This is a genomic window from Flagellimonas ulvae, from assembly GCF_049333175.1.
Classification (GTDB): Bacteria; Bacteroidota; Bacteroidia; order Flavobacteriales; family Flavobacteriaceae; genus Flagellimonas.
Window position 1 is genome coordinate 1,386,500 of record NZ_CP186325.1, and the last position, 24,119, is coordinate 1,410,618.

Genomic DNA, 24,119 nt, shown 5'->3' on the forward strand with positions numbered 1-24,119 from the left:
CCTTATTCTTCCTCTTCGGAATCAACATCTTCGGAATCCCCTTCAGTGAAATCTGTGATACCATTTTCTAGAAGCAAATTATACCACTGAACAATCTTCTTAATGTCACTGGCGTAAACACGATCCTCATCATAGTTCGGTAAGATTTCAAAGAAATACTCTTCCAACTGTATTTTCTCAGCCTTATGACTTATTGAGGTTTTTTTACCCTGCTCCTTTTCCTTTATTTTCTGAAATACTTCTCTTAGCGGTATCTCTTCTTCCAAAGTATATATTGCAATTTCGGAGAGTACGCTCACATTGTTTCGCATACTTACGCTTATCCTTTTTCCATCCATTAAGGACTCTCCAACAAATCCAGTTCTAGTTTGAGTAAGAAGTTTGTACAAACCTGGTTTCCCTCCTATGGATAAAATCTTGTCCAAAGCCATATTCTAATTTTATGCGCGCAAAATTATGCTTTTCTTGAGTACAAAAACGACCTATCGTCCTTTTTTAAGATTTGGGAAACGCATTTTATAGTCCACTTTGATTTTTCCCTTGGATATTTTGTCCAATCTGCTTTTTAAAAGTCGCTTTTTAAGTGAAGAAAGTTTATCTGTAAAAAGGATACCTTCTATGTGATCATATTCATGTTGAATAACTCTGGCCAACAAGCCATCATAGGTCTCCTTATGAGAATTGAAGTCTTCGTCTAAATAACTTATGGTTATGGTGGGCTTCCTCTTTACATCTTCCCTTACATCGGGAATGCTCAAACACCCTTCATTAAAATCCCACTCCTCTCCTTCTTCTTTCTCAATGTTGGCATTAATAAATACTTTTTTGAAACCATTTAATGCTTTTTGTTCTTCAGGAGATAAATCGTCATCATCAGAGAACGGAGTGGTATCCACCAAAAACAAACGAATGGGCAAACCGATTTGAGGTGCAGCCAAACCAACTCCGTGGGCATTGTACATAGTGTCCCACATATTGCTAATAAGTTCCTTTAGCTTGGGATAATCGGTTTCAATTTCTTTGGCTTTTTTTCTAAGAACAGGTTCTCCGTAAGCTACTATAGGTAAAATCATATTATACTTTTCTTTCTAAATAGGCTTGTAAAATTAGCGTTGCACTAACTTCGTCTACCAAAGCTTTCTCTCTTCTCTTGTTTTTTTTCATTCCACTATCCAGTAAAGATTGAAAAGCTATTTTGGAAGTGAATCTTTCATCTTGTCGTTCGACTGGGATGCTGGGGAATTGCTTCTTAAGCTTGTCCAAAAACGCTTGAATCAGAGTTTCCGATTCTGATGGAGTGTTATCCATTTGTTTGGGAAGTCCCATCACAAAAAGTTCCACTTTTTCCCTAGCTATGTAATCCTTCAAAAAGGAAATTAAATCTTTCGTTTCAATCGTTGTCAATCCAGATGCGATTATCTGCATTTCATCAGTAACAGCTATTCCCGTACGAACCTTTCCATAGTCAAGGGCTAATATTCGAGCCAAACCATAAAATTTTGCCAAAAATAACCCTAAAAATGTTATGAGTTTAAAATGGGTAAGAATATTATCCTCTACCCAACTATATTTGCCAAAATTTTTAACATGACCGAATTAAAAGCACAGATAGAAAATGCATGGGAGAATAGAGAACTTTTAAAAGAACCAACTACCCAAAATGCAATACGAGAAGTTATCAACCTGATAGATTTAGGAGAACTACGCTGTGCCGAACCTAGCAATGATGGATGGCAGATAAACGAATGGGTTAAAAAGGCGGTCGTGCTGTATTTTCCAATACAAAAAATGGAAGTGTTGGAAGCAGGAATTTTTGAGTATCACGATAAAATTCCTTTAAAAACAGGTTATCAAGAAAAAGGCATTCGTGTTGTTCCACATGCCGTTGCAAGACACGGAGCTTATATCTCATCGGGTACAATACTTATGCCCAGTTATGTAAACATTGGTGCATACGTAGACGAAGGCACCATGGTAGATACATGGGCTACAGTAGGAAGCTGTGCTCAAATAGGAAAAAATGTCCACTTAAGTGGTGGTGTCGGAATCGGGGGGGTATTAGAACCTCTTCAGGCTGCACCCGTCATCATAGAAGACAATGCATTCATTGGTTCACGTTGTATTGTTGTTGAGGGGGTTAGAGTAGAAAAGGAAGCTGTTTTAGGCGCAAATGTGGTGCTTACTGCCTCTACTAAAATAATTGATATAACTGGTGATAAACCCATAGAATTAAAAGGTAGGGTCCCTGCACGCTCTGTTGTGATTCCTGGAAGTTACACAAAGTCCTTCCCCGCTGGTGACTACCAAGTACCATGTGCCCTAATAATCGGTAAACGAAAGGAAAGTACGGATAAGAAAACATCCCTGAACAATGCTTTGCGAGAGCATGATGTGGCAGTTTAGCGCTTATCCTCCTTAAATATTACAAAAAGAAACATAATTACAACCTCATCCATCAATATTACAACCTCATCCATCAATCCTTGTTTGTTGTCCTTGGATTTAAGGTTAGGAGAGGAAATAAGGTTTTGGTTATCCACTAAAAAATGGCTGTTGACGTACTTACAAGTACCATTTTTTCCTGAGCATGTTGGAATTAACTTCCCAAGCAGAGGTAGATATTAATCAAAAAATGCTCTCGCTATGGATTATACAAACCTGGCAAGCGACAAGATTGTTTTGTCTAAGTCCTGGCACTAAAAAATTCTATTTCCACTTCGAATCATTAAGAAAGGAAATCTCGGTGTGGATTTATGAAATGATAATCCAAACTACTGAACATTTTGAAAAAAAAGAAATGCAACTCCCTTGAAGTATAAGACTTTTACCCAAAATGTATTACCGGAAGCTTTACTTGGTTTCATCGAGAATCAAATCCTGCCGTACCAACAAAACCTGATAGGATTCAATCAGGATTCTCCATCCATTTTGTAACATATATTCGATTGCTAGTTTTCCCTTACCCCCATTTGGCAAATCACAATCATCAATCAAAACAATAGATTTTTCGTGTAGGCGACTTTCTATTCTTTTAAATTCTTCAAGATGGTGTTCCTGACTTTCTTTCTGAATCTTTATATCACTGCTATAATCGTAACTATCTAGATATAAAAAATCCACTGGCTCTTCAAATTCTTTCAAAAAGACCAGTGAATCCTCCAGATGGATCTTTACGTAATCTCGAAGATTCTGTCCATCCACTTCTCTTTGTGCGTTTCTGACGGACTCCTCACTAATGTCGACAGAATGAACGAATCCCCCATTCTTTTTGGCCCATTTGCCAAAAACAATAGTTGCTGCTCCATTACTTTTGGCACCTCTTAAACCCTCTCTGGACGTACCTGTTTCGAGTATGGTTTTAGCTCCAAATTCTTTCATTAACGTCATGGACTTTTTAAAAGTATCTCTTCTTTTTCTAAAGTCATACCTGAAGGGCATAAACGGATAAAGCGATTTATGCTTAATGAATTTTCCAATAAAAAAAGTACAGATTCCAACAATTAGTAGTGTTAACAATAAATTCATTTTCAAGATTTTTTCAAATATAGCGCAACCTTCATCAATACCTGCCATCTAAATTATTACAACCTAAATTGTTAAAATTTTATGAAAAAGTAGGGTTTAAGCATTCTGAATTGTTTTGTAAGAAAATAACCTCACGAACAATTTTTAGCCCATTTTTTTGTTATAGTTTTGTAGAACAACGTGCAAATACCAATAAATTATGTCTCTATCAGCTGCACCAAAACTTTCCGCGCTCGTCATTACCTATAATGAGATAGGATACATTGAAAGGTGTCTAGAATCTATTTCATTTGCTGATGAAATTTTAGTTGTGGATTCTTACAGTACTGATGGAACCTATGAGTATTTGTTAAACCATCCTAGGGTAAAGGTGGTTCAGCATCCTTTCGAAAATTTCACTGCGCAAAAGTCATATGCTTTGAGCCAATCAACAAATGATTGGACACTATTTGTTGATGCTGACGAAGTGGTTACACCTGCCCTTAGAAAAGAAATTCAACAGACCATCCAAAAACCTGATGCCTGTGAAGCTTATTGGTTTTATAGAAAATTTATGTTCAAGAACCAACCTCTTAGGTTTAGTGGTTGGCAAACAGATAAAAACCATAGACTTTTTCGAAAGAGCAAAGCTAAGTACACGGCAAAAAAGATTGTTCATGAAACCCTTGAAGTTAATGGAAAATCAGGCATTTTGAAAAACCGCTTAACTCATTATTGTTACAAGAATTACCAAGATTACAAAGGAAAAATGCTTAGGTATGGTGGTTTGCGTGCTCAAGAAGAGTTTGGAAAAGGAAAGTCTTTTAACTATTTCAAACTATGGGCGAAACCTACATGGAGGTTTTTGTACAACTATATTATAAGATTAGGTGTTTTCGATTTGGAAAAGGGCTTCCAGATTTGTTGGCTCAATGCCCTTAGCGTTCATGAACGTTATAGAATGTTGCATATTCTGAAAACACGAACCGTATATCAAACCAGAACGTTGCCAAACTTTAACCAAAAAACTAAATCAATTAACACAAAACCTAACAAGAAAGTTTCTTTACTCGCTTCATAGAAGATTTCACCTAATTAATTTTTATAAGTTAATGGTAAAATAGTTCAAGTTTTACCTTGGCTTACTTAATCTCTTGATAGTTTTCTAATTGATTATCATGTTTTTTCATTTCAAATCATTGGACTCAGCAATTTCTTGGTTTTAGATAAAGACGAATGGATTTAGAAGTATGAATGGTTATTTTGAATTACTTTTACGAATCATCAGTTAAAACTAAAGTTAAGAATGCGAATCAGTTATGATGCAAAAAGGATTTTCCATAATAATACCGGGCTAGGGAATTATGGTAGAGAAGTTGTCCGTATTTTACATCAGAATTCGAACATCGAACGTTTCTTTCTCTTTAATACAAAAAAATCCAGTTTAGAAAATATACTTCCGCAAGATAAAGTTTCGATTATCTATCCCAAAGGTTGGTTTTGGAAAAAGCTTTCTTCCCTGTGGAGAATGTTCGCCATTAACAAACAAATTGTTTTAGACAACCCTGATATTTATCACGGACTATCTGGAGAAATTCCAATTGGATTATCTAAAAGAATTGCTTCAGTTGTAAGCATTCATGATCTTATCTTTTTAAGTCATCCTCATTATTACAATCCTTTCGATAGGCTTATTTATAAGCTAAAATTTAAATATGCTGCCCATAGAGCTGATTTAGTAATTGCCATTAGCGAACAAACCAAAAAAGACATCATAAAATATCTGAAGGTAGGAGAAGAAAAAATAAAGGTAGCTTACCAAGGGTGTAATGGTGCATATAAAGTCCAATACACGGAGAAAGAAAAACAACAAATCGTAAAAAAGTATAGCCTTCCCTCAGAGTTCGTTCTAAATGTTGGCACCATTCAGGAACGCAAAAATGTATTGACCCTAGTAAAGGCCATACAACACACAAATTTACATTTGGTTATCATCGGGAGCGAAAAGAAATATGCAAAAAAGGTCCATAAATATGTGGATGATTATAATCTCGATGATAGAGTTCACTTTTTAAAAAACGTGCCCTTAGCAGATTTAGCCATAATCTATCAGATAGCCAGTGTTTTTTGTTACCCTTCAATTTGTGAAGGTTTTGGCATACCGATAATAGAAGCACTTTTTAGCAAGACCCCAGTGGTTACATCAAAAGGAGGGTGCTTTCCTGAGGCAGGAGGACCGCATACCGCATATATTGATCCTAATGATTGGGAACAATTAAGGGACAAGCTTCAAGAATTGATTGATGATGAATCACTTCGTAATTCTATGATTGAAAAAGGATATAACTATGCACAGCGATTTTCGGATGAAAATGTGGCAAATAATTTGATAGAACTTTACAAATCTGTTCTTTAAATGGAAAGGTTATGCTTTTTTAATACGGCAAAGGCATGGGGTGGTGGAGAAAAATGGCATTTTGAAGTAAGTGATTATTTACATAAAAACGGACATAATGTTCTGGTCATAGCGCATAGTCAAAGTGTACTTTATCAAAAATTGCTTAAAGCCGAAATTCCTTGTTTAGGAATAAAATTGACCAATCTCAGTTTCTTAAATCCTTTCAAACATCTCAAGATTAAGAACCTGCTTAAAAAAAATAATGTTAGGGCAATCATTATGAATCTTTCCCGAGATGTAAAGATTGCTGGTCCATCAGCTAAAAAAGCAAACATTGAACGTATAATTTATCGTCGGGGAAGTGCAATACCTATCCGGGATAGCTGGCTAAATCGCTTTTTGTTTAAAAATGTAATAACGGAAGTCCTAGCAAACTCAATAGCTACAAAAAAAACCGTTTTAGAGAACAATGGAAGTCTTTTCCCAGAGGATGATATTACAGTTCTTTACAATGGAATTGATGTTTTAGATACAGTAAGGAAAGAGAACAAAACCTCTAAAAAAGACTTCACTTTGGTCAACCTTGGCAGGTTGGAATATCAAAAAAATCAAAAATTTTTGATTCCCTTGGCCTTAGAGTTAAAAAAAAGAAGACTGGAGTTCAAGATAATAATCGGCGGCGAGGGTCGCTTAAGAAACGAGTTGGAAGCTATGATAGCAGAACACGGATTGGAGCAACAGGTCTTATTGGCCGGTTTCGTAGAAGACCCTATTTCCTTTCTCCTTCAAGCTGATGTTTTTGTTTTACCCTCATTATGGGAAGGGTTTGGATATGTTTTGGCAGAGGCCGCATTATGTAAAAAACCCATAATCGCATTTGACATTAGCAGCAATCCCGAACTGGTAGACCATGAGAAAACAGGATACCTTCTAAAATGTAATGATGTAGAAACTTTTGCTGATAAAGTTGTGGAACTACAAAAAAATGATGCATTACGAACCAAGATGGGCTTAAATGGTTTCTTAAAAATTCAAGAGAACTTTGACAGGAATAAACAACTAAAAAAAATTGAAGACTATTTGGTGAATGGATAAGGTAAAAAGTAGTATATCGGCTCTGTTAATCACCCTTAATGAGGAGAAAAATATCGATGCGGTACTTGAAAATCTGAGTTTCGCCGATGAAATCGTAGTAGTTGATTCCTACAGCTCGGACAATACCATTGAAAAAATTAAAAATCATAAAGGTGTCAAACTAATTCAAAGAGAATTCAAAAATTATACAGATCAGAAAGAGTTTGCTCTCTCTCAAGCTAAACATGATTGGATTTTATTTCTAGACGCCGATGAGCGAATTACTCCCGAATTGAGAGACGAAATTTTAGAAACCACCAATAGGGCGGATAATGATGTTTCAGCATATTATTTTCTAAGAAAATTCATGTTTGAAAATCAAGTATTGCGTTTTAGCGGATGGCAAACTGATAAAAACTATAGACTCTTCAAAAAGAGTCGGGTACATTTTGACAAAGAGAAGATTGTTCATGAAACACTAATAGTCAATGGAGATTCTGGAACCTTGAAGAACAAACTCATTCATTATTCCTATTCAAATTATGAAGATTATAAGGGGAAAATGATAAAATATGGCGAAATGAAGGCCCAGGAAGAATTCAAAAAAGGGAATAAAGCAAGGTTTTATCATTTCCTATTTCGGCCTTTTTATAAGTTTTTCAACAATTACATTCTGAGATTGGGTATTTTGGATGGCAAAAAGGGAATCATTATTTGTTATCTAAATGCTCTAGGTGTATATAGCAGATACAAAAAACTAAAACAACTGCACAACTCCAAATAGTTGGAAAATTATAAAGAATACATATCAAAGGCAACTGAGATTATTTCAAAGGGAGGCCTTATACTTTACCCGACAGATACTGTCTGGGGAATTGGTTGTGACGCTACCAATGAAAGTGCAGTACAGAGAGTATATGCCTTAAAAAATCGAGACGACAGCAAAGCTTTGGTATGTTTGGTAGCCCATCAAGCTATGTTGGAAAGATATGTAAAACAGATACCTGATGTCGCTTATGACATTATGGACTATGCCACAAAGCCTACTACCATTGTTTTTGATGAACCCATCGGCATTGCCAAAAACTTGATTGCCGAGGATAACACATTGGCCATTCGTGTAGCCTCTGATGTTTTCTGCCAACGCATGATTCAAAAATTTGGTAAACCCATCGTATCCACCTCTGCTAATATTTCCGGAGAACCTACCCCTATAAACTTCGAATCGATTAGTCCAAAAATTTTAAAAGGAGTGGACTATGTGGTAAATTTGCCTTTGGAGAACAAAAACGCACCTCCATCGTCCATCATTAAGCTAAGCAATGATGGTCAAGTAAAGGTAATCAGGGAGTAGATGACGAAGGAATTCCATAAAAAACCCATACAACATCCTATTTTTAAGCTTATCGGGAAAGCCTCGGAAGAATTGGATATGGATTCCTATGTAATCGGAGGTTTTGTTAGGGATTACCTCTTAAATCGAGGTACTCCCAAGGATATAGATATAGTTGCCATTGGCAGCGGAATCCAATTGGCGCAAAAGGTAGCCTCCAAATTAAAAGGAAATCCACAAGTATCCGTTTTCAAAAACTTTGGCACCGCTATGATCAAGCATGAAGACTTTGAAGTCGAGTTTGTAGGTGCCAGAAAAGAGAGTTATCAAAGGGACAGTCGTAAACCCATAGTTGAAAATGGCTCTTTGGAAGATGACCAAAACAGAAGGGATTTTACCATTAACGCTTTGGCCTTATCTCTTAATAAAGAAAATTATGGTCAACTCTTAGACCCTTTTGATGGTTTAGGCGATTTAAAAAGAAAACTAATCAAAACGCCACTTGAGCCTAGCATTACCTATTCGGATGATCCTCTTCGCATGATGCGCGCCATTCGATTTGCATCTCAATTGCACTTCAATATTCAATTGCAATCTTTACAAGCGATAACCGAAAATAAGGAGCGAATTAAAATCGTATCCAAAGAGCGGATAATAGACGAACTTCATAAAATATTGATGAGTCACAAACCTTCAATAGGTCTTAAGTTAATTCACGAAACGGGACTTATGCCTTACATCCTACCGGAGTTGATGGCTCTTCAAGGCATTGAAGAAGTGGAGGGACAAAAACATAAAGACAATTTTTGGCACACGTTAGAAGTTGTAGACAATATTGCAAAAACAACAGATAACCTATGGTTGCGGTGGGCCGCTCTTTTGCATGATATCGGAAAAGCACCTACAAAAAAGTTCAGCAAAAAAGTAGGCTGGACCTTTCATGGTCATGAGTTTGTAGGCTCCAAGATGGTTTATAAGTTGTTCAAAAGACTTCGCATGCCTTTGAATGATAAAATGAAGTTTGTTCAAAAAATGGTCTTGATGAGTTCCAGACCCATCATTCTTGCAGAAGAGAATGTAACGGATTCTGCTGTTCGTCGACTTGTTTTTGATGCGGGAGACCACGTTGATGATCTTATGACGCTTTGTGAGGCAGATATTACCACAAAGAATCCTAAAAAACAGCGAAAATACAAGAACAACTTTCAAATTGTACGAAAGAAAATAGTTGAAGTAGAAGAACGCGATCAAATTCGAAACTTTCAACCGCCGGTGACCGGGGAAGAAATCATGAAAACCTTCAATCTTAAACCTTCCAAAGAAATCGGAGTAATTAAGGAAGCTATAAAAGAAGCCATCCTCGAGGGGGAAATTCCCAATGAACATGAAGCAGCTTTCCAGTTCATGTTACAAAAGGGAGAATCACTTGGACTTAAACCTGTTTCATCATGATTATTTCGTTTCAAAAGCTGGCCAAAGTAAGTTTGGTGTTAGTATATCTGGTCATTGTTGCTGGTGCGGTAGTTCGAATGACCGGAAGTGGTATGGGTTGCCCAGACTGGCCCAAGTGTTTTGGATATTACATACCCCCTACGGAAGAAAAAACCCTTCAATGGGAACCAAACAAAACATTTAAAGAGGGTCAGGTAATTATAAAAGAAGAAAGCCTTCTCATTGCCAATGCGGATTTCAATACCAAAGACTCATTCAATGCTTCAAATTGGAGCACATACACCAAACACGATTATGCCATTTTCAATGTGTGGCATACGTGGATTGAATACATAAATAGATTACTTGGAGCCTTGGCTGGACTGGCTACTTTGTTACTTGCTTTATACTCATTTAAATTTTGGAGAACCCAAAAAGGAATAACTCTCTTTGCATGGATAGTGGTTTTTGGCATGGGTTTTCAAGCCTGGTTGGGCGCAACTGTAGTGTATTCTGTACTTGAACCGGTAAAAATCACATTGCATATGGTCATGGCTCTGGTCATTGTTGCCCTATTGATTTACCTCATTCATCTCACAAAATCAGTAAAGGACTCTTTGTATGTTCCCCAGCTTAGAATATTTTTAATTGGAGCACTCTTACTGACTTTGGTTCAAATTATATTGGGAACACAGGTACGTCAGTTTGTGGATGAACAAATTGATTTGGTCGGAGAAAATGCAAAAAATCTATGGCTACAAAACCCAACACTTCAGTTTTATGTGCATCGCTCGCTTTCCATTATCGTCCTACTCGTAAATGGATACATATGGTGGTTTATGAAGAAAAAACAAGCCAACCTTGTTCAAATCAATTGGGTTATGGTCATAATTGGATTGGAAGTGCTTACCGGAATTAGTATGTATTATATTGATTTCCCCTTTGGCAGTCAACCCGCCCACTTAGTTTTGGCCTCAGTACTCTTCGGATTTCAATTTAGTCTGGTTTTGAATGCACTCAGCTCAAAAACTACCGCTAAAACTTATTAACTTTGCATTCACTCAAAATTTTTGGGATGATATATAAAATCAGGATTATCCTTGATGCCGAGGAGGATATTTTTAGGGATATTGAAGTCGAGGATACCAATACTTTGGAGGATTTTCACAACGCTGTCACCCAAGCTTTTGGGTTTATGGGAAATGAAATGGCCTCTTTTTACACCTGTGATGAGGAATGGAATCAAGATGAGGAAATTGCGCTTTTTGATATGGGTGAAAATGGTTCCAATGTACGATTGATGTCTAATACCTTGCTCAGCGATGTGCTGACCGAGGAAAGCCCAAAGCTCATTTATGTCTATGATTTTCTAAGCATGTGGACCTTTTTTGTGGAATTGGCGGACGTTGTTGAAAAAGAGGATGGAAGTACGTATCCCAATCTGTTATTCAGCTTTGGGGAGTTACCTGACTCACCCCCTGAAAAGAGTTTTGAGTCCAATCCCAATCCCATGATGAATTTAGATGACGATATCGATAGCTATGAGGATTTGGATTTTGACGAAAACTGGAACTAGCTATATTTAGTAACTACACTTTAAAAACAATACCCAACAAACATTCATGCTTAACCTGTATTCTACTCAAATTGAAAGCATCTCCCTTCACCGGGTAGGGAACAAAAGTAAAAACGAACCTATTTTTTTGTCTAACTCTCCTTTCTCTCTTTCTGATGAAATGGCTGGGTTGCTCAAGGAGTATTTCTTTAAGCCTTTTCGAGAAAAGGAGGAAAACTACTTTCGGTTTTTCAATGAGGTTGACATAGAGTTCAATGAGGTTTTCAAGTTAGCATCGGAGCTTTTCTTGAACACTTCATCTTCTCACGAGATTTCAAAAAAAATAACACAACACCTGTATCAACAATCCAATCATCCCCATATAAAAAGTGGTGAGGTATACATTGCCCACTTTACCGACGTGGTTCTTGACAATCAAAAGACAGATGCAATAGGCATTTTTAAGAGTGAGTTAAAGCATGATTTTCTTGAGTTTGAAGAACGCACGGATAACCTTGAAATCTTAGTGCGACAAGGAATCAACATCAATAAGTTGGATAAAGGTTGTATTATCTTCAATACAGATAAAGAAGAGGGGTACAAAGTATTGTCCGTGGACAGCAATCGCTACGATGCCAAATATTGGCTGGAAAACTTCTTGGGACTTGTTCCACTAACGGATGAAAATTTCTACACCAAAAACTACTTGAAGTTCTGTCAAAACTTTGCCAAGGATGTAGTTCTACCAGCGGAGGACAAACAACAGGAAGTGCTTTTTATGAATCGTGCAGTGAACCACTTCGCAAAGAATGATGCCTTTGAGGAAAGCTCCTTCTTGAACGAGGTGATGGAAAACCCGGAATTAATTCCCGAGTTTAAGCACTACAAGGTCGAAAAAGGACCGAAGTATAGCATTGAAGACGTATCCAACTTCGACATTGCCAACAAGGCAGTTTCCGACGCACGAAAGAAAATGAAAAACGTGATTCAGCTGGATACGAATATTCAGATAAAAATGGATTTTATTAATCCAGAATCTGCAGAAAAATTCGTGGAAAAAGGTTGGGATGAAGAACGTCAGATGTATTATTACCTAGTCTATTTCAATAAAGAGCAGAAAAGCTAAATCTACCCTAAAATCTGGGTCATGTTTACATCCTGGTAGTTTCGTTTTACAAAATCAAGAGCAAGAGATAATACCTCTCCCATGGTATTGCATTTTTTGAAATTGAGGTCTTTGGTCAACTCATAAATCTCCATCTTCAGCCTTTCAATGTTTTCTTCAAGGGAAATATCATCTGTCTTGGAAATTCCTACCAGACGTTTAATCCGGTTTCCTGAACTGATAATTCGCTTGGCAACAATGGAACGTTCTTCAATTTTATATTGATCCACAGAATTTTTTTGGAGTTTGGAACGCACCAATTCCACCATTTGGAAGTTTTCCTTGAAGAATTGAGGGCGATATACCTTGAGTTTCCCTTCAAAGCACTGTTGGTCAAAATCAATGGCGCGTATTTTATAGACCACATGATCAAAATCATGTACGGGTACGATTACGTAATTATAGGACCTCATATCACCTAACAAGCGAATCATGCATCTTTCGTTAAATTTTACAAACTCTTTGGCCAATTGCGCTTTTTCTGCTTCCGTACATTTTGGCAACATATCCTGAATGAAAAGATCACCAGGAATTCCGGCAATGTGTTCTTCAATCAATGTATCCCCATAAACCAAAAAGTTCAGATTATATGGTGACAACATATGTTCAAGCTCCAATCCATAAACTCGTGAAGCATCCGTCTTTTTTACATAGAAATAGGTGTAGTTATCGTTCAGGATGTTTCTGATTTTTATCCGAAAAGGTTTGGAGTTGCCAAACGTACAGTAATCAACGGCATCAACGGTCAAGTAATCCAAAATGCGATCTGAGCCATCAGAATGTAATATGGAATAGACTTTCTTCAAACTGATATCTATTTCTTCCCGTTCAAAATCAGAATAGTATACCCTCACCCATAATGTGTCTTCTCCTTCCGAATCGTAAACAATAATAGATCCAGAAAAACGAAGTAGATCTTCATAAAAAATTGGAATCTCAATTTTACGACTGTACCGGCTCAGGTATCCATCCAATTTTTTGTTCACTGGATACGCCGGTTTTTTCTTAGACATCATTTTTTCTTCTGACATTCCTCCCCTATTTTGTAACAAAAACGAACATATCTCGTCAAGTTACTACAAACAAATCAAAAAACGACGTCATTTTGAGCACGATACTCACGGTTAACGACCTAACCAAAAAATTCGGATACCTCACAGCCGTAAAGAATCTTTCTTTTTCCATAGAGAAGGGTAATGTCTATGGTATTCTGGGACCTAACGGAAGTGGAAAATCCACCACTTTGGGAATAATCCTGAACGTAGTCAACCGAACTTCAGGGGATTTTAGCTGGTTTAATGGACAAACTTCTACTCACGAAGCATTAAAAAAAGTAGGAGCCATAATTGAGCGCCCCAACTTCTACCCATACATGACTGCCATTCAAAATCTAAAACTGGTCTGCAAAATAAAGGAAGTATCTGAAGACAAAATCCAAGAAAAACTGGAGTTGGTTGGACTTTGGGAACGCAGAAACAGCAAGTTCAAAACCTATTCTTTGGGTATGAAACAACGATTGGCTATTGCCTCAGCCCTATTGAACGACCCCGAAATCTTGATTTTGGATGAGCCAACCAATGGATTGGACCCACAAGGTATCCACCAGATTCGAGAAATCATCAAGAAAATTGCCAATCAGGGCACTACAATTCTTCTAGCATCACACCTATTGGATGAAGTGGAAAAAGTATGTTCCCATGTTGTCATCCTGCGAAAAGGTGAAAAACTATATTCAGGTCCAGTGGACGAAATGCTGGCCAGCCACGGTTTCTTTGAGCTTAGAACCAGTAATATGGAAAAACTTAAAGATATCCTTGACAAGCATGCCAGTTTTGGAAAAATCAACCAGGAAAATGGTACACTAACCGCATATTTAAAGGAAGAAATGAATGCCGAAGCCTTGAACAAGCTACTCTTCGAAGAGGGCATGGTACTTTCCCACTTGGTAAAACGTAAAGAGAGCTTGGAGGAACAATTCTTGGCCTTAACCAAAAACAACTAATCAAAAAACGAATGGTACGCTTATTACAAATAGAATTCATCAAGCTGTGGAACAATAGGGCCAGTAAAATCCTTATATCTTCCTATTTTGTGTTACTGACTTCCATTGCATTAATTGCAGCGATTAAATTTGATATTGGTCCCGTAAAATTTCATCTGGCGGACCAGGGAATCTTTAATTTCCCGTATATCTGGCATTTCAACACATTTATGACGGCCTTGTTCAAGCTTTTCCTTGCCATTGTCATTGTTTCTATGATGGCCAATGAATATAGCAACAAGACCATAAAACAGAATCTTATTGATGGTTTGTCTAAGAAAGAGTTTATACTATCCAAGTTTCTGACGGTCATTTCTTTCTCACTGATTTCTACAGTTTTCGTGTTTGTAGTGTCCTTGATTTTAGGATTGATTTACTCAGATTACAATGAAATCAGTATCATTTTTTCAGATTTGGAATTTCTACTGGCCTTTTTTGTGAAGCTGGTCGGATTCTTTTCTTTTTGCTTGTTCCTAGGTATTTTTGTAAAGCGCTCAGCTTTTGCACTTGGTTTTTTGATTCTATGGGCCATTTTGGAACAAATTGTTTTTGGTCTTCTAGGATGGAAGGTAATGAGTTGGGATGCAGCTAAAAGAATTAAAGACTTCTTTCCTTTGGAATCCATGACGAATCTAATCAAGGAACCTTTCACACGTTTATCCGCGGTACAGAACATCGGACAACAGATTGGAGAAAACATGAAGTTTGATTATCAGGTATATTGGTATGAATTTTTGGTCGTAATCTTTTGGACGGCCCTTTTCATCTATTTATCCTATGCATTATTAAAGAAACGGGATTTGTAGTATCTTGTAGTGTTTGATTTTGGTCAAATGCTAAAAAAATTGCTCCTCTTAGTTTGGGTTTTTTTACCCTTTTGGGCGTTTGCCCAAAGTTGTCCCCGGATTTTAAGTCCAGTTCCAGGTTCAACCGATGTTCCCGTTAATGCCACTATCAGATGGCAAGAGGTTATTAACGTTCCCAGTTATAATATTTCGATTGGAACTACGCCAGGTGGAAGAGATATTGTAAATGAAGCGGCAGTGGGCACCAGTACTTCGTATACCCCACCATTCGGTTTACCTGAAAACACAGAGATTTTTGTCACAATCACCCTGTTTTTTTTTAGTGATCCCAACCAGAACATTGTATGTCCAAGCATATCTTTTAGAACAGAGGATGTTACAACACCACCAAGCTGTACCCAGTTAAGTCTTCCTGAAAATGGGGATTTTGACGTTAATTTTAGAACAAATCTAAGATGGAATCTGGCACCCGGTGCAACATCTTATTTGCTGCGTATTGGCACCACCCTAAATGGAAGTGAGATTTTACCGGAAACCAATGTTGGCAACGTGTTGCGCTACAATCCACCAAACGACTTACCCATTAATTCAGATATATTTGTTCAAATCACACCGGTTAATGATAATGGGCAAGCCCAGAATTGTACTATTGAATCTTTTAGGACAGCGGTTGTAGCCCAGAGTCTGAATTGTACTCGACTGACATTCCCCATAGATGGAGCAACAAATGTACCTTTGACCCCTTTATTGCAATGGGAAGAAGTGCCTGGGGCGACTGGATATCGAGTTACTATTGGTACCACTCCTGGAGGAAATGAAATAGTACGGGAAAGGGTTTTTAGGACCAATTCAACATTTGTGATCAATTTTGACCCAAACACTCTTCTTTTCATGAAGATTGTACCTTTCAATGACTTTGTGGAAGCAACTGATTGTATTGAGGAGAGTTTTTCCACATCGGTTGGGTGTGGTCCCTTTTTTGATCCTTCCGTTGGAGACTTTGTATCTTTTTTTCCAGAACTGGATTTTCCTGAGAGTTTTACACTATGCGAAAATTCGGAGCCCTTAACGCTTTCCACAGACACATTGGCTGAAAGTTATCGCTGGGCAAGAGTTACCTCCCAAGGGTCGGAGATTGAATTGCTTTCTGAAACTACAGAAGTACAAATAAGTGAAGGTGGAATTTACAGATTGGATGTAACTGATTTTGTAGATGCCAATGGCAATAATATTCCCTGTACCTCTTCGCAAATCTTTACCGTGAATGTAGCACCGGGGCCTACAGTAAATTCTGTGGATGTAGAACGTATCGGTGATAATTTGACGCTAACGGTCAATGTTAGTGGTAATGGAGTATATGAGTATGCCATAAATGATATAAATGGTCCATATCAAAACAGCAATGTGTTTTCAAACATACCCCGGGGTAATAATATAGTCTACGTTCGGGATACCAGTCTAGATGGGTGTACATTGCCCGTAGATGTATCCCAAGATTTGGTGTCGGAAGGTTTTCCCAAATTTTTCACTCCGAACGGAGACGGAATAAATGATTTTTGGAGATTTGAACTTCCACCCAATGCGGAGGAAGTCCAATTTGCCTCCATATCTATTTTTGATAAATTTGGTCGACTTTTATTTCAAATGCTTCAAAATTCCGAAGGATGGAATGGCACTTTCAATGGGAGGCCACTACCATCTTCAGACTATTGGTTTAGGGCAATCGATACAGACAATCGAATCTTTCAAGGTCATTTTACCCTTAAAAGATAATGTTTCCCTTCCTTCATTTTAGTACAATGCTTTCGTAATTTTAGAGGATGAAATTTCAAGTAGTATCGGATTTTAAACCTACGGGAGATCAACCTCAGGCCATTAAGCAACTGGTAAGCGGAATCAATCAAGGAGAGCCCCATCAAACCCTTTTAGGAGTTACGGGTTCTGGAAAAACTTTTACGGTTGCCAACGTTGTTGAATCCGTTCAGAAACCCACATTGGTTTTGGCACACAACAAAACTTTGGCAGCTCAATTGTATTCTGAGTTTAAACAGTTTTTTCCAAATAACGCCATAGAGTATTTTGTTTCCTATTATGATTACTATCAACCCGAAGCCTACATCCCGACCAGTGGACTTTATATTGAAAAGGATTTATCAATAAACGAAGACATTGAAAAACTAAGATTGAGCACTACCTCTTCTCTGTTATCAGGTAGAAGGGATGTTCTCGTAGTAGCATCGGTTTCTTGTTTGTATGGCATTGGAAATCCAATCGAATTCCAAAAAAATGTGATTTCAATTCATAGAGATCAAGTTATTTCAAGAACTAAATTTTTAAAACAATTGGTTCAAAGTCTATATTCTAGGACAACTGCAGATTTCAGGAACGGTAATTTTAGGGTCAAAGGGGATGTGGTTGATGTCTTTCCTGGTTATGCGGACCATGCTTTCAGGATTCATTTTTTTGGGGGTGAGATTGAAGAAATTGAGGCATTAGACCCCTTTAACAACAATGTTATTGAAGTCTACGAAAACCTCAATATCTATCCAGCCAACATGTTTGTTACCTCTCCAGATATTCTTCAAAATGCAATCATCCAAATACAAGATGATTTGGTAAAACAAATCGATTACTTCAAGGAGATTGGAAGGCCATTGGAAGCCAAAAGGTTGGAAGAGCGTACCAATTTTGATTTGGAAATGATTCGGGAATTGGGATACTGCTCGGGAATAGAAAACTATTCAAGATATTTGGACGGTAGAGAACCTGGAACCCGTCCTTTCTGTCTTTTAGACTATTTTCCAGATGATTATCTAATGGTTATTGATGAGAGTCACGTTACCATTCCGCAAGTACATGCTATGTATGGAGGAGACCGCTCCAGAAAAGAAAATCTAGTGGAATACGGGTTTCGTCTTCCAGCAGCATTGGACAATCGCCCTCTTAAATTTGAAGAATTTGAAGCACTTCAGAACCAAGCCCTCTATGTGAGTGCTACTCCTGCAGATTATGAGCTTCAACTAAGTGAAGGGATTTACGTGGAACAGGTGATACGGCCCACAGGTTTACTAGATCCTGAAATTGAAGTAAGGTCAAGTAAAAACCAGATAGATGATTTGGTGGAAGAAATACAAAAGCGCGTTGAACTGGACGAACGTACTTTAGTGACCACTTTGACCAAGCGTATGGCAGAAGAATTGGCCAAATACCTTGCACGGATTGAAGTCCGTTGTCGCTACATTCACAGTGATGTGGATACCTTGGAACGTGTGGAGATAATGCAAGATTTGAGAAAAGGATTGTTTGATGTTTTGATTGGGGTCAATTTGCTACGTGAAGGATTGGATTTACCGGAAGTATCTTTGGTCGCTATTTTGGACGCGGATAAGGAAGGCTTTTTAAGGAGTAATAGATCATTGACTCAAACCGTGGGTAGGGCAGCAAGGAATCTCAATGGAAAAGCAATAATGTATGCGGACACCATAACGGACAGTATGCAAAAAACCATTGATGAGACCAATTACAGAAGGGATAAACAAATGGCCTACAACACCGAAAACAATATTGTTCCCAAGGCTCTAAACAAAAATTTAGACAATGCACTCGCCAAAAATTCGGTTTCCACATACCATTATCAGAAAGAGGAATTACGCGCAGCTGAACCAGAATTGGAGTATCTAACCCAAGACCAAAAAGAAAAATTGATTCGGGAAAAACGAAAGGCCATGGAAAAAGCCGCCAAAGAACTCAATTTTATGGAGGCGGCCAAATTGCGGGACGAAATCAAATTACTCCAAGAACAGGACTGAAAAGAAAGCGCGCCCATACATGGGCGCGCCTTCAAACTAACCAACTAAACCAATCATCATGAAACACCTACGTTGGTGTTTTTTATTTACCCTACCCTATTTCAATAAATCTTTTGGGTTTAGGCAAAGCTTCTTCTTTTTTGGGTAATGCCAGTTTCAGAATTCCATCTTCATAGGTTGCGTCAATTTTGGAACCATCAACGGTCTCTGGTAAAGTGAATGCTCTTTTAAATGCAGTATAAGCGAATTCCTTTCTTGTAAAGTTTTCTTTGGTCTCAACATTTTCAGTTTTTCCTTCGCTGGAAATGGTAAGTAATTCATTGTCCACTTCAACCTTAAAATCTTCTTTTTTAGCACCTGGAACGGCCAACTCCAATTCAAAGCCAGCTTCGTTTTCCCTAATATTTACGGCAGGAAGATTTGTATGTAACTTATCCACTCCTCCGAACCAATCCGGTCCAAAAACATCATTTACGATTGAAGGAAAAAACAGATTATTTCTTTTTACGATACTCATGGTAAATCAATTTTATTTAGAATTAAAATCGTAATACCATGTTCAAATGCCATACCAACACGTTTTTAATGTCATTTTGGCATTTTATTAATAAAACATAATGACACTATGTCATTAATTGTATTGTGCTTTAAAAATATCTATGAGGACTTCTGGGGGAACAATTTTGTTGGGGTACTTGTGCATCACCTTCAAAACCTGGGCGATTCCGGTTGGAGGCAATCCCATTTTAAGGCCCATGGTGTGCAGTGAATTGATTTCTTTTTCATGCTGCTCCTCATCAATGTTCATCAATAAGAGGAGTCTATGAAATTGAACGATACGTTCGGCTTGGGATTTTAGAACGGGCTTTGTCGTTTTCTTTTTCAACAATTCATCAAAGGTAGTTTTGTCAATACCAAGGTTGGATGCTACTTTTACCAAGAACTGGTATTCCGAATCCTTAATGGATTGGTCCACTCTTGCAAAAGCAATCATTTCGGATAAAATATTCAGTTTTTCTTGGTAAGAATCCATAATCTTCCTGAGTTGGAGGTCTACTATGGATAACTCAAGATATATGAATTTAGTGTGCTACACCTATTAAGTGAACATAAAAAGGGTAATGTTAACTCAACATTACCCTTCCTTGGATAAAACATCTAATACAACACACTATGAAGTCAATCTTACATCAACTACAAACTGTTCCCCAACTTCAAAATGAGCTATGTCCATTTTCTTTTTATCCAATCTTCTATTAAGAAACCCTTTTACATCCCAATAGTCCGTTTTGATAGCCAAAATGACAATGCGTTTGTCTTCGTTTAATGTGAACAGGACTCTTGCAGTCAAATCCTTGTTTTTCACATAAATGGAATTCTGGGCCAAAATTTGATGAATTTGTTCTGATAAGGTTTTTACCTCAACTTTTTCTTTCGGAGCGATAGACCAAACACTGCTTGACACTAACATAATAGCCGAAGCTATCGTTAAACTTAATTTTCCCATACTGTTTTTTGATTAATGATGAATATTAATTGATTTGAATTGTATCATCAATTTTCAAAATTGTTTCTAGAAAAAAGAGTGTTTAACACAAGTTTGGTATCGAATTGGGATTTCTTTTTGAGATTAAGAAAAAATTATCACAAAAAAAAGGGCTTGAAAAATCAAGCCCTTCTATACATGTTATGTTCTTCCTTTTTAGGCAAGCACTTCTTTTACCTTATCGGCAGCTTCTTGGAACTGCACCGCGGAGTGTACCGCTAAACCTGAATTATCAATAATTTCTTTGGCCAATTCTGCATTGGTACCTTGCAGTCTTACAATGATTGGCACTTTAATGGAGTCTCCCATATTTTTGTAAGCATCCACAACACCTTGGGCCACTCTGTCACAACGAACAATTCCTCCAAAGATGTTAATCAATATAGCCTTAACATTAGGGTCTTTTAAAATTATCCTGAAAGCCTCTTCCACTCGTTTGGCATCTGCAGTTCCGCCTACGTCCAAGAAATTGGCAGGTTCACCACCAGCCATTTTTATCAAGTCCATGGTTGCCATGGCCAAACCTGCACCATTTACCATACAACCCACATTACCATCAAGATCTACATAATTCAACCCAACCTCACGTGCTTCAACCTCAATCGGGTTCTCTTCACGCAAATCGCGCATTTCTGCGTACGTTTTTCTTCTGTACAACGCGTTATCATCGATAGAAACTTTGGCATCCACCGCCATAATCAAATCATCCGAGGTCTTCAAAACGGGGTTAATTTCAAACAAACTGGCATCACTTTGCTCGTATGCCTTGTATAAGGCCGAGACAAATTTGAGCATTTCTTTAAAGGACTGCCCAGAAAGCCCAAGATTAAAAGCTATTCTTCTCGCTTGAAAAGGAAGCAAACCTGTTGCCGGGTCAATTTCCTCCGTAAAAATCAAATGTGGTGTTTTCTCTGCAACCTCTTCAATGTCCATTCCTCCTTCGGTGGAGTACATAATCATATTTCTACCGGTACCTCTGTTCAAAAGAACAGACATATAAAACTCGTTGGTTTCGCTATCTCCAGGATAATAAACATCTTCTGCCACCAAAACTTGGTGCACTTTTTTCCCTTCTGCCGAAGTTTGGGGTGTAATCAAATTCATTCCAATGATACTTCCAGCCAGCTCTTCAACTTCTTTCAGGTTTTTGGCCAACTTAACTCCTCCTCCTTTACCACGGCCTCCAGCATGTACTTGGGCCTTGATAACGTGCCATCCTGTTCCGGTTTCTTGAGTCAATTGTTTGGCTGCATCCACAGCTTCTTTTGCATTTCTGGCTACAATGCCTCGTTGGATTCGCACACCAAAACTGGCCAAAATCTCTTTTCCTTGATATTCGTGAAGATTCATTTAGAAGTAACTTTTAATTGCTGACAAAAATAGAAAACGAAAGGTAATTACCCTAAAGAACTTATACTTTAAAATCTTTAAAATCGAGTGGGTCAAAATTCTTGAAGTGTCCATTCATTTCTATTGTGGATTTTGTACGGTTTATACTCTCCAGAACCGCTGAAGTTGTTTCCAAATGTCTTTGAATAAACAATAACCTATCCGTTTCTTTGGGTATTTGAAGTAACTGATATTCTTGTTGGAAAGACAAACCCATTTTATGGGCAAGTGAATAGCTGTTGAACTGCTTTGGTGAGGTCTTTGTAAAGGGCACTTCCATTAAGTCATATAGTTTTTCAATCTTGTCCAAAACGGTTTTCCGAAGGGTATCATTGGCATCATTTTCAACATCCAAAAACTCAACTTCCCCTCCAGCATATAGCTTTCCTTCCATTTGATTCTCAAAGGACAAAACCCGAAACACCTGACGTGCTATGCACACTACGTCCATTTCTCCTCCTTCATAAGTATTTACTACTTCAACCAACTGTACCTCTGTTCCGTACGCAATGGAGTTATTGATATAGACCGGGATTCCAAAAGTTATGGCCTCATTCCTGCAATCATTGATAAGTTGTTTATAGCGTTCTTCAAAAATATGGAGAGGTACCGTTTCTCCTGGAAAGAACACGGACTGCAACGGGAATAGGGGTAATGTCATGCTGAATATTTGTCCTAAATTTACAATGACCGCATAGAAGTGACAAGAATATATGTTGTATTGTTTTGTTATTTTTATAACAATTTGTTATATTAATATTAATTAAAAAATGCATTCTTGTAGAACTTCACTTCTTCTGTTAGATTTGTCAAAAGTTTATTTTTATGGATTCCAATACCCTGTTAGAAATCACCAAAGAATTTGATGCACCTTTATACGTATATGATGCGAATAAGATTGAATCACAGTTCAATCGCCTTAGCACCGCGTTCTCTGGAGTAGGCAAACTTCGCTTGAATTACGCCGCAAAGGCTCTTTCCAATATTGCCGTGCTCCGTTTGATGAACAAACTTGGCGCAGGTTTGGATACGGTTTCCATTCAAGAGGTTAAATTAGGCTTGATGGCCGGTTTTAAACCGGAATCCATAATTTATACTCCAAATGGTGTTTCCTTGGAAGAAATTGAGGAAGCAGCGGCTCTAGGAGTTCAAATCAATATCGATAATCTGTCCATTTTGGAACAATTTGGGAATAAGTTTCCAAATATTCCTGTATGTATCCGTATCAACCCACATGTAATGGCCGGTGGAAATTCCAATATTTCTGTGGGGCATATCGATTCCAAGTTCGGTATAAGTATTCATCAAATTCCACACTTGTTGCGTATTGTTGAGCTTACAAATATGAATATCAATGGAATTCATATGCACACAGGGAGCGATATTTTGGACATTGATGTTTTCCTCTATGCTTCTGAAATATTATTTGAAACCGCCAAAAATTTCAAAAACTTGGAATTCATAGATTTCGGGAGCGGATTCAAAGTGCCCTATAAAATGGGTGATATTGAAACCAATATTGAGGAATTGGGCAAGAAGCTTACCACCCGTTTCAACCAGTTTTGCGAAGAATACGGTAAAGAGCTAACCCTCGCTTTTGAACCTGGTAAATTCTTGGTCAGTGAAGCGGGATACTTTTTGGCCAAAGTAAATGTGGTAAAGCAAACCACATCCACAGTATTTGCCAGTATCGACTCTGGTTTCAACCATTTGATTCGTCCTATGTTATATGGTTCCAATCATGAAATCTCTAACATATCCAATCCTGAAGGAAGAGAGCGTTACTATTCCGTTGTAGGATATATTTGCGAAACGGATACTTTTGGCAGCAATAGAAGAATCAATGAGATTTCCGAAGGTGATATTCTATGTTTTAAGAATGCAGGGGCTTACTGCTTTACCATGGCCAGTAACTATAATTCAAGATATCGTCCTGCCGAAGTACTTTGGTATAATGGAAAAGCGCATTTGATTAGAAAAAGGGAGACTTTTGATGACATACTTCATAACCAAGTTGATATCCAAGAATTGTTTGAAAAGCCTACAGTTAAAGCTGTTATGAAGTAGG

General features: G+C 37.7%; 26 protein-coding genes. 15 read left to right on the forward strand and 11 right to left on the reverse strand.

Features of this window, described 5'->3' with window-relative positions; genetic code table 11:
- Positions 1 to 2: 2 nt before the first annotated feature.
- From ACOKFD_RS06345 to ruvX, 3 genes are read right to left on the reverse strand one after another with little or no spacing between them, the layout of a single operon-like run.
- Entirely contained in the window at positions 3 to 431 is a 429-nt protein-coding gene (locus tag ACOKFD_RS06345) for a DUF5606 domain-containing protein (protein WP_422860468.1), read from the reverse strand.
- A 51-nt stretch (positions 432 to 482) separates the two neighbouring features.
- Positions 483 to 1,073, reverse strand: coding sequence for a peptide deformylase (gene def / locus ACOKFD_RS06350; protein WP_422860469.1), 591 nt, complete (start codon positions 1,071 to 1,073; stop codon positions 483 to 485).
- Position 1,074: 1 nt separating this feature from the next.
- Positions 1,075 to 1,488 (reverse strand): Holliday junction resolvase RuvX, encoded by a 414-nt coding sequence (ruvX, locus tag ACOKFD_RS06355; RefSeq protein WP_422860470.1) that lies wholly within the window; start codon positions 1,486 to 1,488, stop codon positions 1,075 to 1,077.
- 99 nt (positions 1,489 to 1,587) lie between these two features.
- Between ruvX and ACOKFD_RS06360 the strand changes: the two genes are divergently transcribed.
- Complete coding sequence (locus ACOKFD_RS06360) at positions 1,588 to 2,403, forward strand: 2,3,4,5-tetrahydropyridine-2,6-dicarboxylate N-succinyltransferase (protein WP_422860471.1); 816 nt, start codon at positions 1,588 to 1,590, stop codon at positions 2,401 to 2,403.
- Here the strand turns inward: ACOKFD_RS06360 and ACOKFD_RS06365 are convergent.
- Together ACOKFD_RS06365 and ACOKFD_RS06370 are read right to left on the reverse strand one after the other, a co-directional pair.
- On the reverse strand, positions 2,400 to 2,540 hold the full coding sequence (locus ACOKFD_RS06365) for a hypothetical protein (protein ID WP_422860472.1): 141 nt from the start codon (positions 2,538 to 2,540) through the stop codon (positions 2,400 to 2,402). The two genes, ACOKFD_RS06360 and ACOKFD_RS06365, sit on opposite strands and share 4 nt — an antisense overlap.
- A gap of 310 nt (positions 2,541 to 2,850) precedes the next feature.
- Positions 2,851 to 3,525: a class I SAM-dependent methyltransferase gene (locus tag ACOKFD_RS06370; protein WP_422860473.1), complete on the reverse strand. Its 675-nt coding sequence runs from the start codon at positions 3,523 to 3,525 to the stop codon at positions 2,851 to 2,853.
- Between the two features lie 199 nt (positions 3,526 to 3,724).
- Between ACOKFD_RS06370 and ACOKFD_RS06375 the strand changes: the two genes are divergently transcribed.
- From ACOKFD_RS06375 to ACOKFD_RS06415, 9 genes are all read left to right on the forward strand, one after another.
- Positions 3,725 to 4,585, forward strand: a complete 861-nt coding sequence (locus ACOKFD_RS06375) for a glycosyltransferase family 2 protein (protein ID WP_422860474.1) — start codon at positions 3,725 to 3,727, stop codon at positions 4,583 to 4,585.
- Positions 4,586 to 4,810: 225 nt separating this feature from the next.
- On the forward strand, positions 4,811 to 5,920 hold the full coding sequence (locus ACOKFD_RS06380) for a glycosyltransferase family 4 protein (protein WP_422860475.1): 1,110 nt from the start codon (positions 4,811 to 4,813) through the stop codon (positions 5,918 to 5,920).
- Positions 5,921 to 6,997 (forward strand): glycosyltransferase, encoded by a 1,077-nt coding sequence (locus tag ACOKFD_RS06385; RefSeq protein WP_422860476.1) that lies wholly within the window; start codon positions 5,921 to 5,923, stop codon positions 6,995 to 6,997.
- Positions 6,990 to 7,760 (forward strand): glycosyltransferase family 2 protein, encoded by a 771-nt coding sequence (locus tag ACOKFD_RS06390; protein ID WP_422860477.1) that lies wholly within the window; start codon positions 6,990 to 6,992, stop codon positions 7,758 to 7,760. Before ACOKFD_RS06385 ends, ACOKFD_RS06390 begins: the two co-directional genes overlap by 8 nt.
- Positions 7,761 to 8,330, forward strand: coding sequence for an L-threonylcarbamoyladenylate synthase (locus tag ACOKFD_RS06395; RefSeq protein ID WP_422860478.1), 570 nt, complete (start codon positions 7,761 to 7,763; stop codon positions 8,328 to 8,330). It abuts the gene before it with no gap.
- On the forward strand, positions 8,331 to 9,761 hold the full coding sequence (locus ACOKFD_RS06400; RefSeq protein WP_422860479.1) for a CCA tRNA nucleotidyltransferase: 1,431 nt from the start codon (positions 8,331 to 8,333) through the stop codon (positions 9,759 to 9,761).
- Complete coding sequence (locus ACOKFD_RS06405; RefSeq protein ID WP_422860480.1) at positions 9,758 to 10,789, forward strand: COX15/CtaA family protein; 1,032 nt, start codon at positions 9,758 to 9,760, stop codon at positions 10,787 to 10,789. The genes ACOKFD_RS06400 and ACOKFD_RS06405 overlap by 4 nt, the downstream gene beginning before the upstream one ends.
- A 26-nt stretch (positions 10,790 to 10,815) precedes the next feature.
- Positions 10,816 to 11,316 carry an IS1096 element passenger TnpR family protein gene (locus ACOKFD_RS06410; protein ID WP_422860481.1) on the forward strand — a complete coding sequence of 167 codons (501 nt, stop codon included), beginning with the start codon at positions 10,816 to 10,818 and terminating at the stop codon, positions 11,314 to 11,316.
- A 46-nt stretch (positions 11,317 to 11,362) separates the two neighbouring features.
- Entirely contained in the window at positions 11,363 to 12,421 is a 1,059-nt protein-coding gene (locus ACOKFD_RS06415; protein WP_298999533.1) for a nucleoid-associated protein, read from the forward strand.
- Between the two features lie 2 nt (positions 12,422 to 12,423).
- On the opposite strand, the gene ACOKFD_RS06420 is transcribed toward ACOKFD_RS06415, so the two are convergent.
- Positions 12,424 to 13,491, reverse strand: coding sequence for a hypothetical protein (locus tag ACOKFD_RS06420; RefSeq protein WP_422860482.1), 1,068 nt, complete (start codon positions 13,489 to 13,491; stop codon positions 12,424 to 12,426).
- Between the two features lie 74 nt (positions 13,492 to 13,565).
- Here ACOKFD_RS06420 and ACOKFD_RS06425 point away from each other — a divergent pair, with 74 nt between their 5' ends.
- The 4 genes from ACOKFD_RS06425 to uvrB are packed head-to-tail and all read left to right on the forward strand — an operon-like array spanning position 13,566 to position 19,116.
- Complete coding sequence (locus ACOKFD_RS06425) at positions 13,566 to 14,462, forward strand: ABC transporter ATP-binding protein (protein ID WP_298999537.1); 897 nt, start codon at positions 13,566 to 13,568, stop codon at positions 14,460 to 14,462.
- Positions 14,463 to 14,473: 11 nt separating this feature from the next.
- A complete protein-coding gene (locus ACOKFD_RS06430; RefSeq protein ID WP_298999538.1) occupies positions 14,474 to 15,307 on the forward strand; it encodes an ABC transporter permease in 834 nt (277 codons plus the stop codon).
- A gap of 27 nt (positions 15,308 to 15,334) precedes the next feature.
- On the forward strand, positions 15,335 to 17,080 hold the full coding sequence (locus ACOKFD_RS06435) for a T9SS type B sorting domain-containing protein (protein WP_422860483.1): 1,746 nt from the start codon (positions 15,335 to 15,337) through the stop codon (positions 17,078 to 17,080).
- A 47-nt stretch (positions 17,081 to 17,127) separates the two neighbouring features.
- Positions 17,128 to 19,116, forward strand: coding sequence for an excinuclease ABC subunit UvrB (gene uvrB, locus ACOKFD_RS06440; protein ID WP_422860484.1), 1,989 nt, complete (start codon positions 17,128 to 17,130; stop codon positions 19,114 to 19,116).
- A gap of 91 nt (positions 19,117 to 19,207) precedes the next feature.
- Here the strand turns inward: uvrB and ACOKFD_RS06445 are convergent, their stop codons facing one another.
- From ACOKFD_RS06445 to ACOKFD_RS06465, 5 genes are all read right to left on the reverse strand, one after another.
- Positions 19,208 to 19,633 (reverse strand): Hsp20/alpha crystallin family protein, encoded by a 426-nt coding sequence (locus ACOKFD_RS06445; protein ID WP_422860485.1) that lies wholly within the window; start codon positions 19,631 to 19,633, stop codon positions 19,208 to 19,210.
- Between the two features lie 114 nt (positions 19,634 to 19,747).
- On the reverse strand, positions 19,748 to 20,149 hold the full coding sequence (locus ACOKFD_RS06450; RefSeq protein WP_422860486.1) for a TerB family tellurite resistance protein: 402 nt from the start codon (positions 20,147 to 20,149) through the stop codon (positions 19,748 to 19,750).
- Between the two features lie 138 nt (positions 20,150 to 20,287).
- Positions 20,288 to 20,623 carry a hypothetical protein gene (locus tag ACOKFD_RS06455; RefSeq protein WP_422860487.1) on the reverse strand — a complete coding sequence of 112 codons (336 nt, stop codon included), beginning with the start codon at positions 20,621 to 20,623 and terminating at the stop codon, positions 20,288 to 20,290.
- Between the two features lie 195 nt (positions 20,624 to 20,818).
- A complete protein-coding gene (gene sucC / locus ACOKFD_RS06460; RefSeq protein ID WP_298999550.1) occupies positions 20,819 to 22,012 on the reverse strand; it encodes an ADP-forming succinate--CoA ligase subunit beta in 1,194 nt (397 codons plus the stop codon).
- A 61-nt stretch (positions 22,013 to 22,073) separates the two neighbouring features.
- Positions 22,074 to 22,712, reverse strand: coding sequence for an LON peptidase substrate-binding domain-containing protein (locus tag ACOKFD_RS06465; RefSeq protein WP_422860488.1), 639 nt, complete (start codon positions 22,710 to 22,712; stop codon positions 22,074 to 22,076).
- 164 nt (positions 22,713 to 22,876) lie between these two features.
- Between ACOKFD_RS06465 and lysA the strand changes: the two genes are divergently transcribed.
- The gene (gene lysA / locus ACOKFD_RS06470) at positions 22,877 to 24,118 is read left to right on the forward strand and encodes a diaminopimelate decarboxylase (protein ID WP_422860489.1); all 1,242 of its coding nucleotides are present in this window, start codon (positions 22,877 to 22,879) and stop codon (positions 24,116 to 24,118) included.
- The last annotated feature ends 1 nt before the right edge of the window (position 24,119 follow it).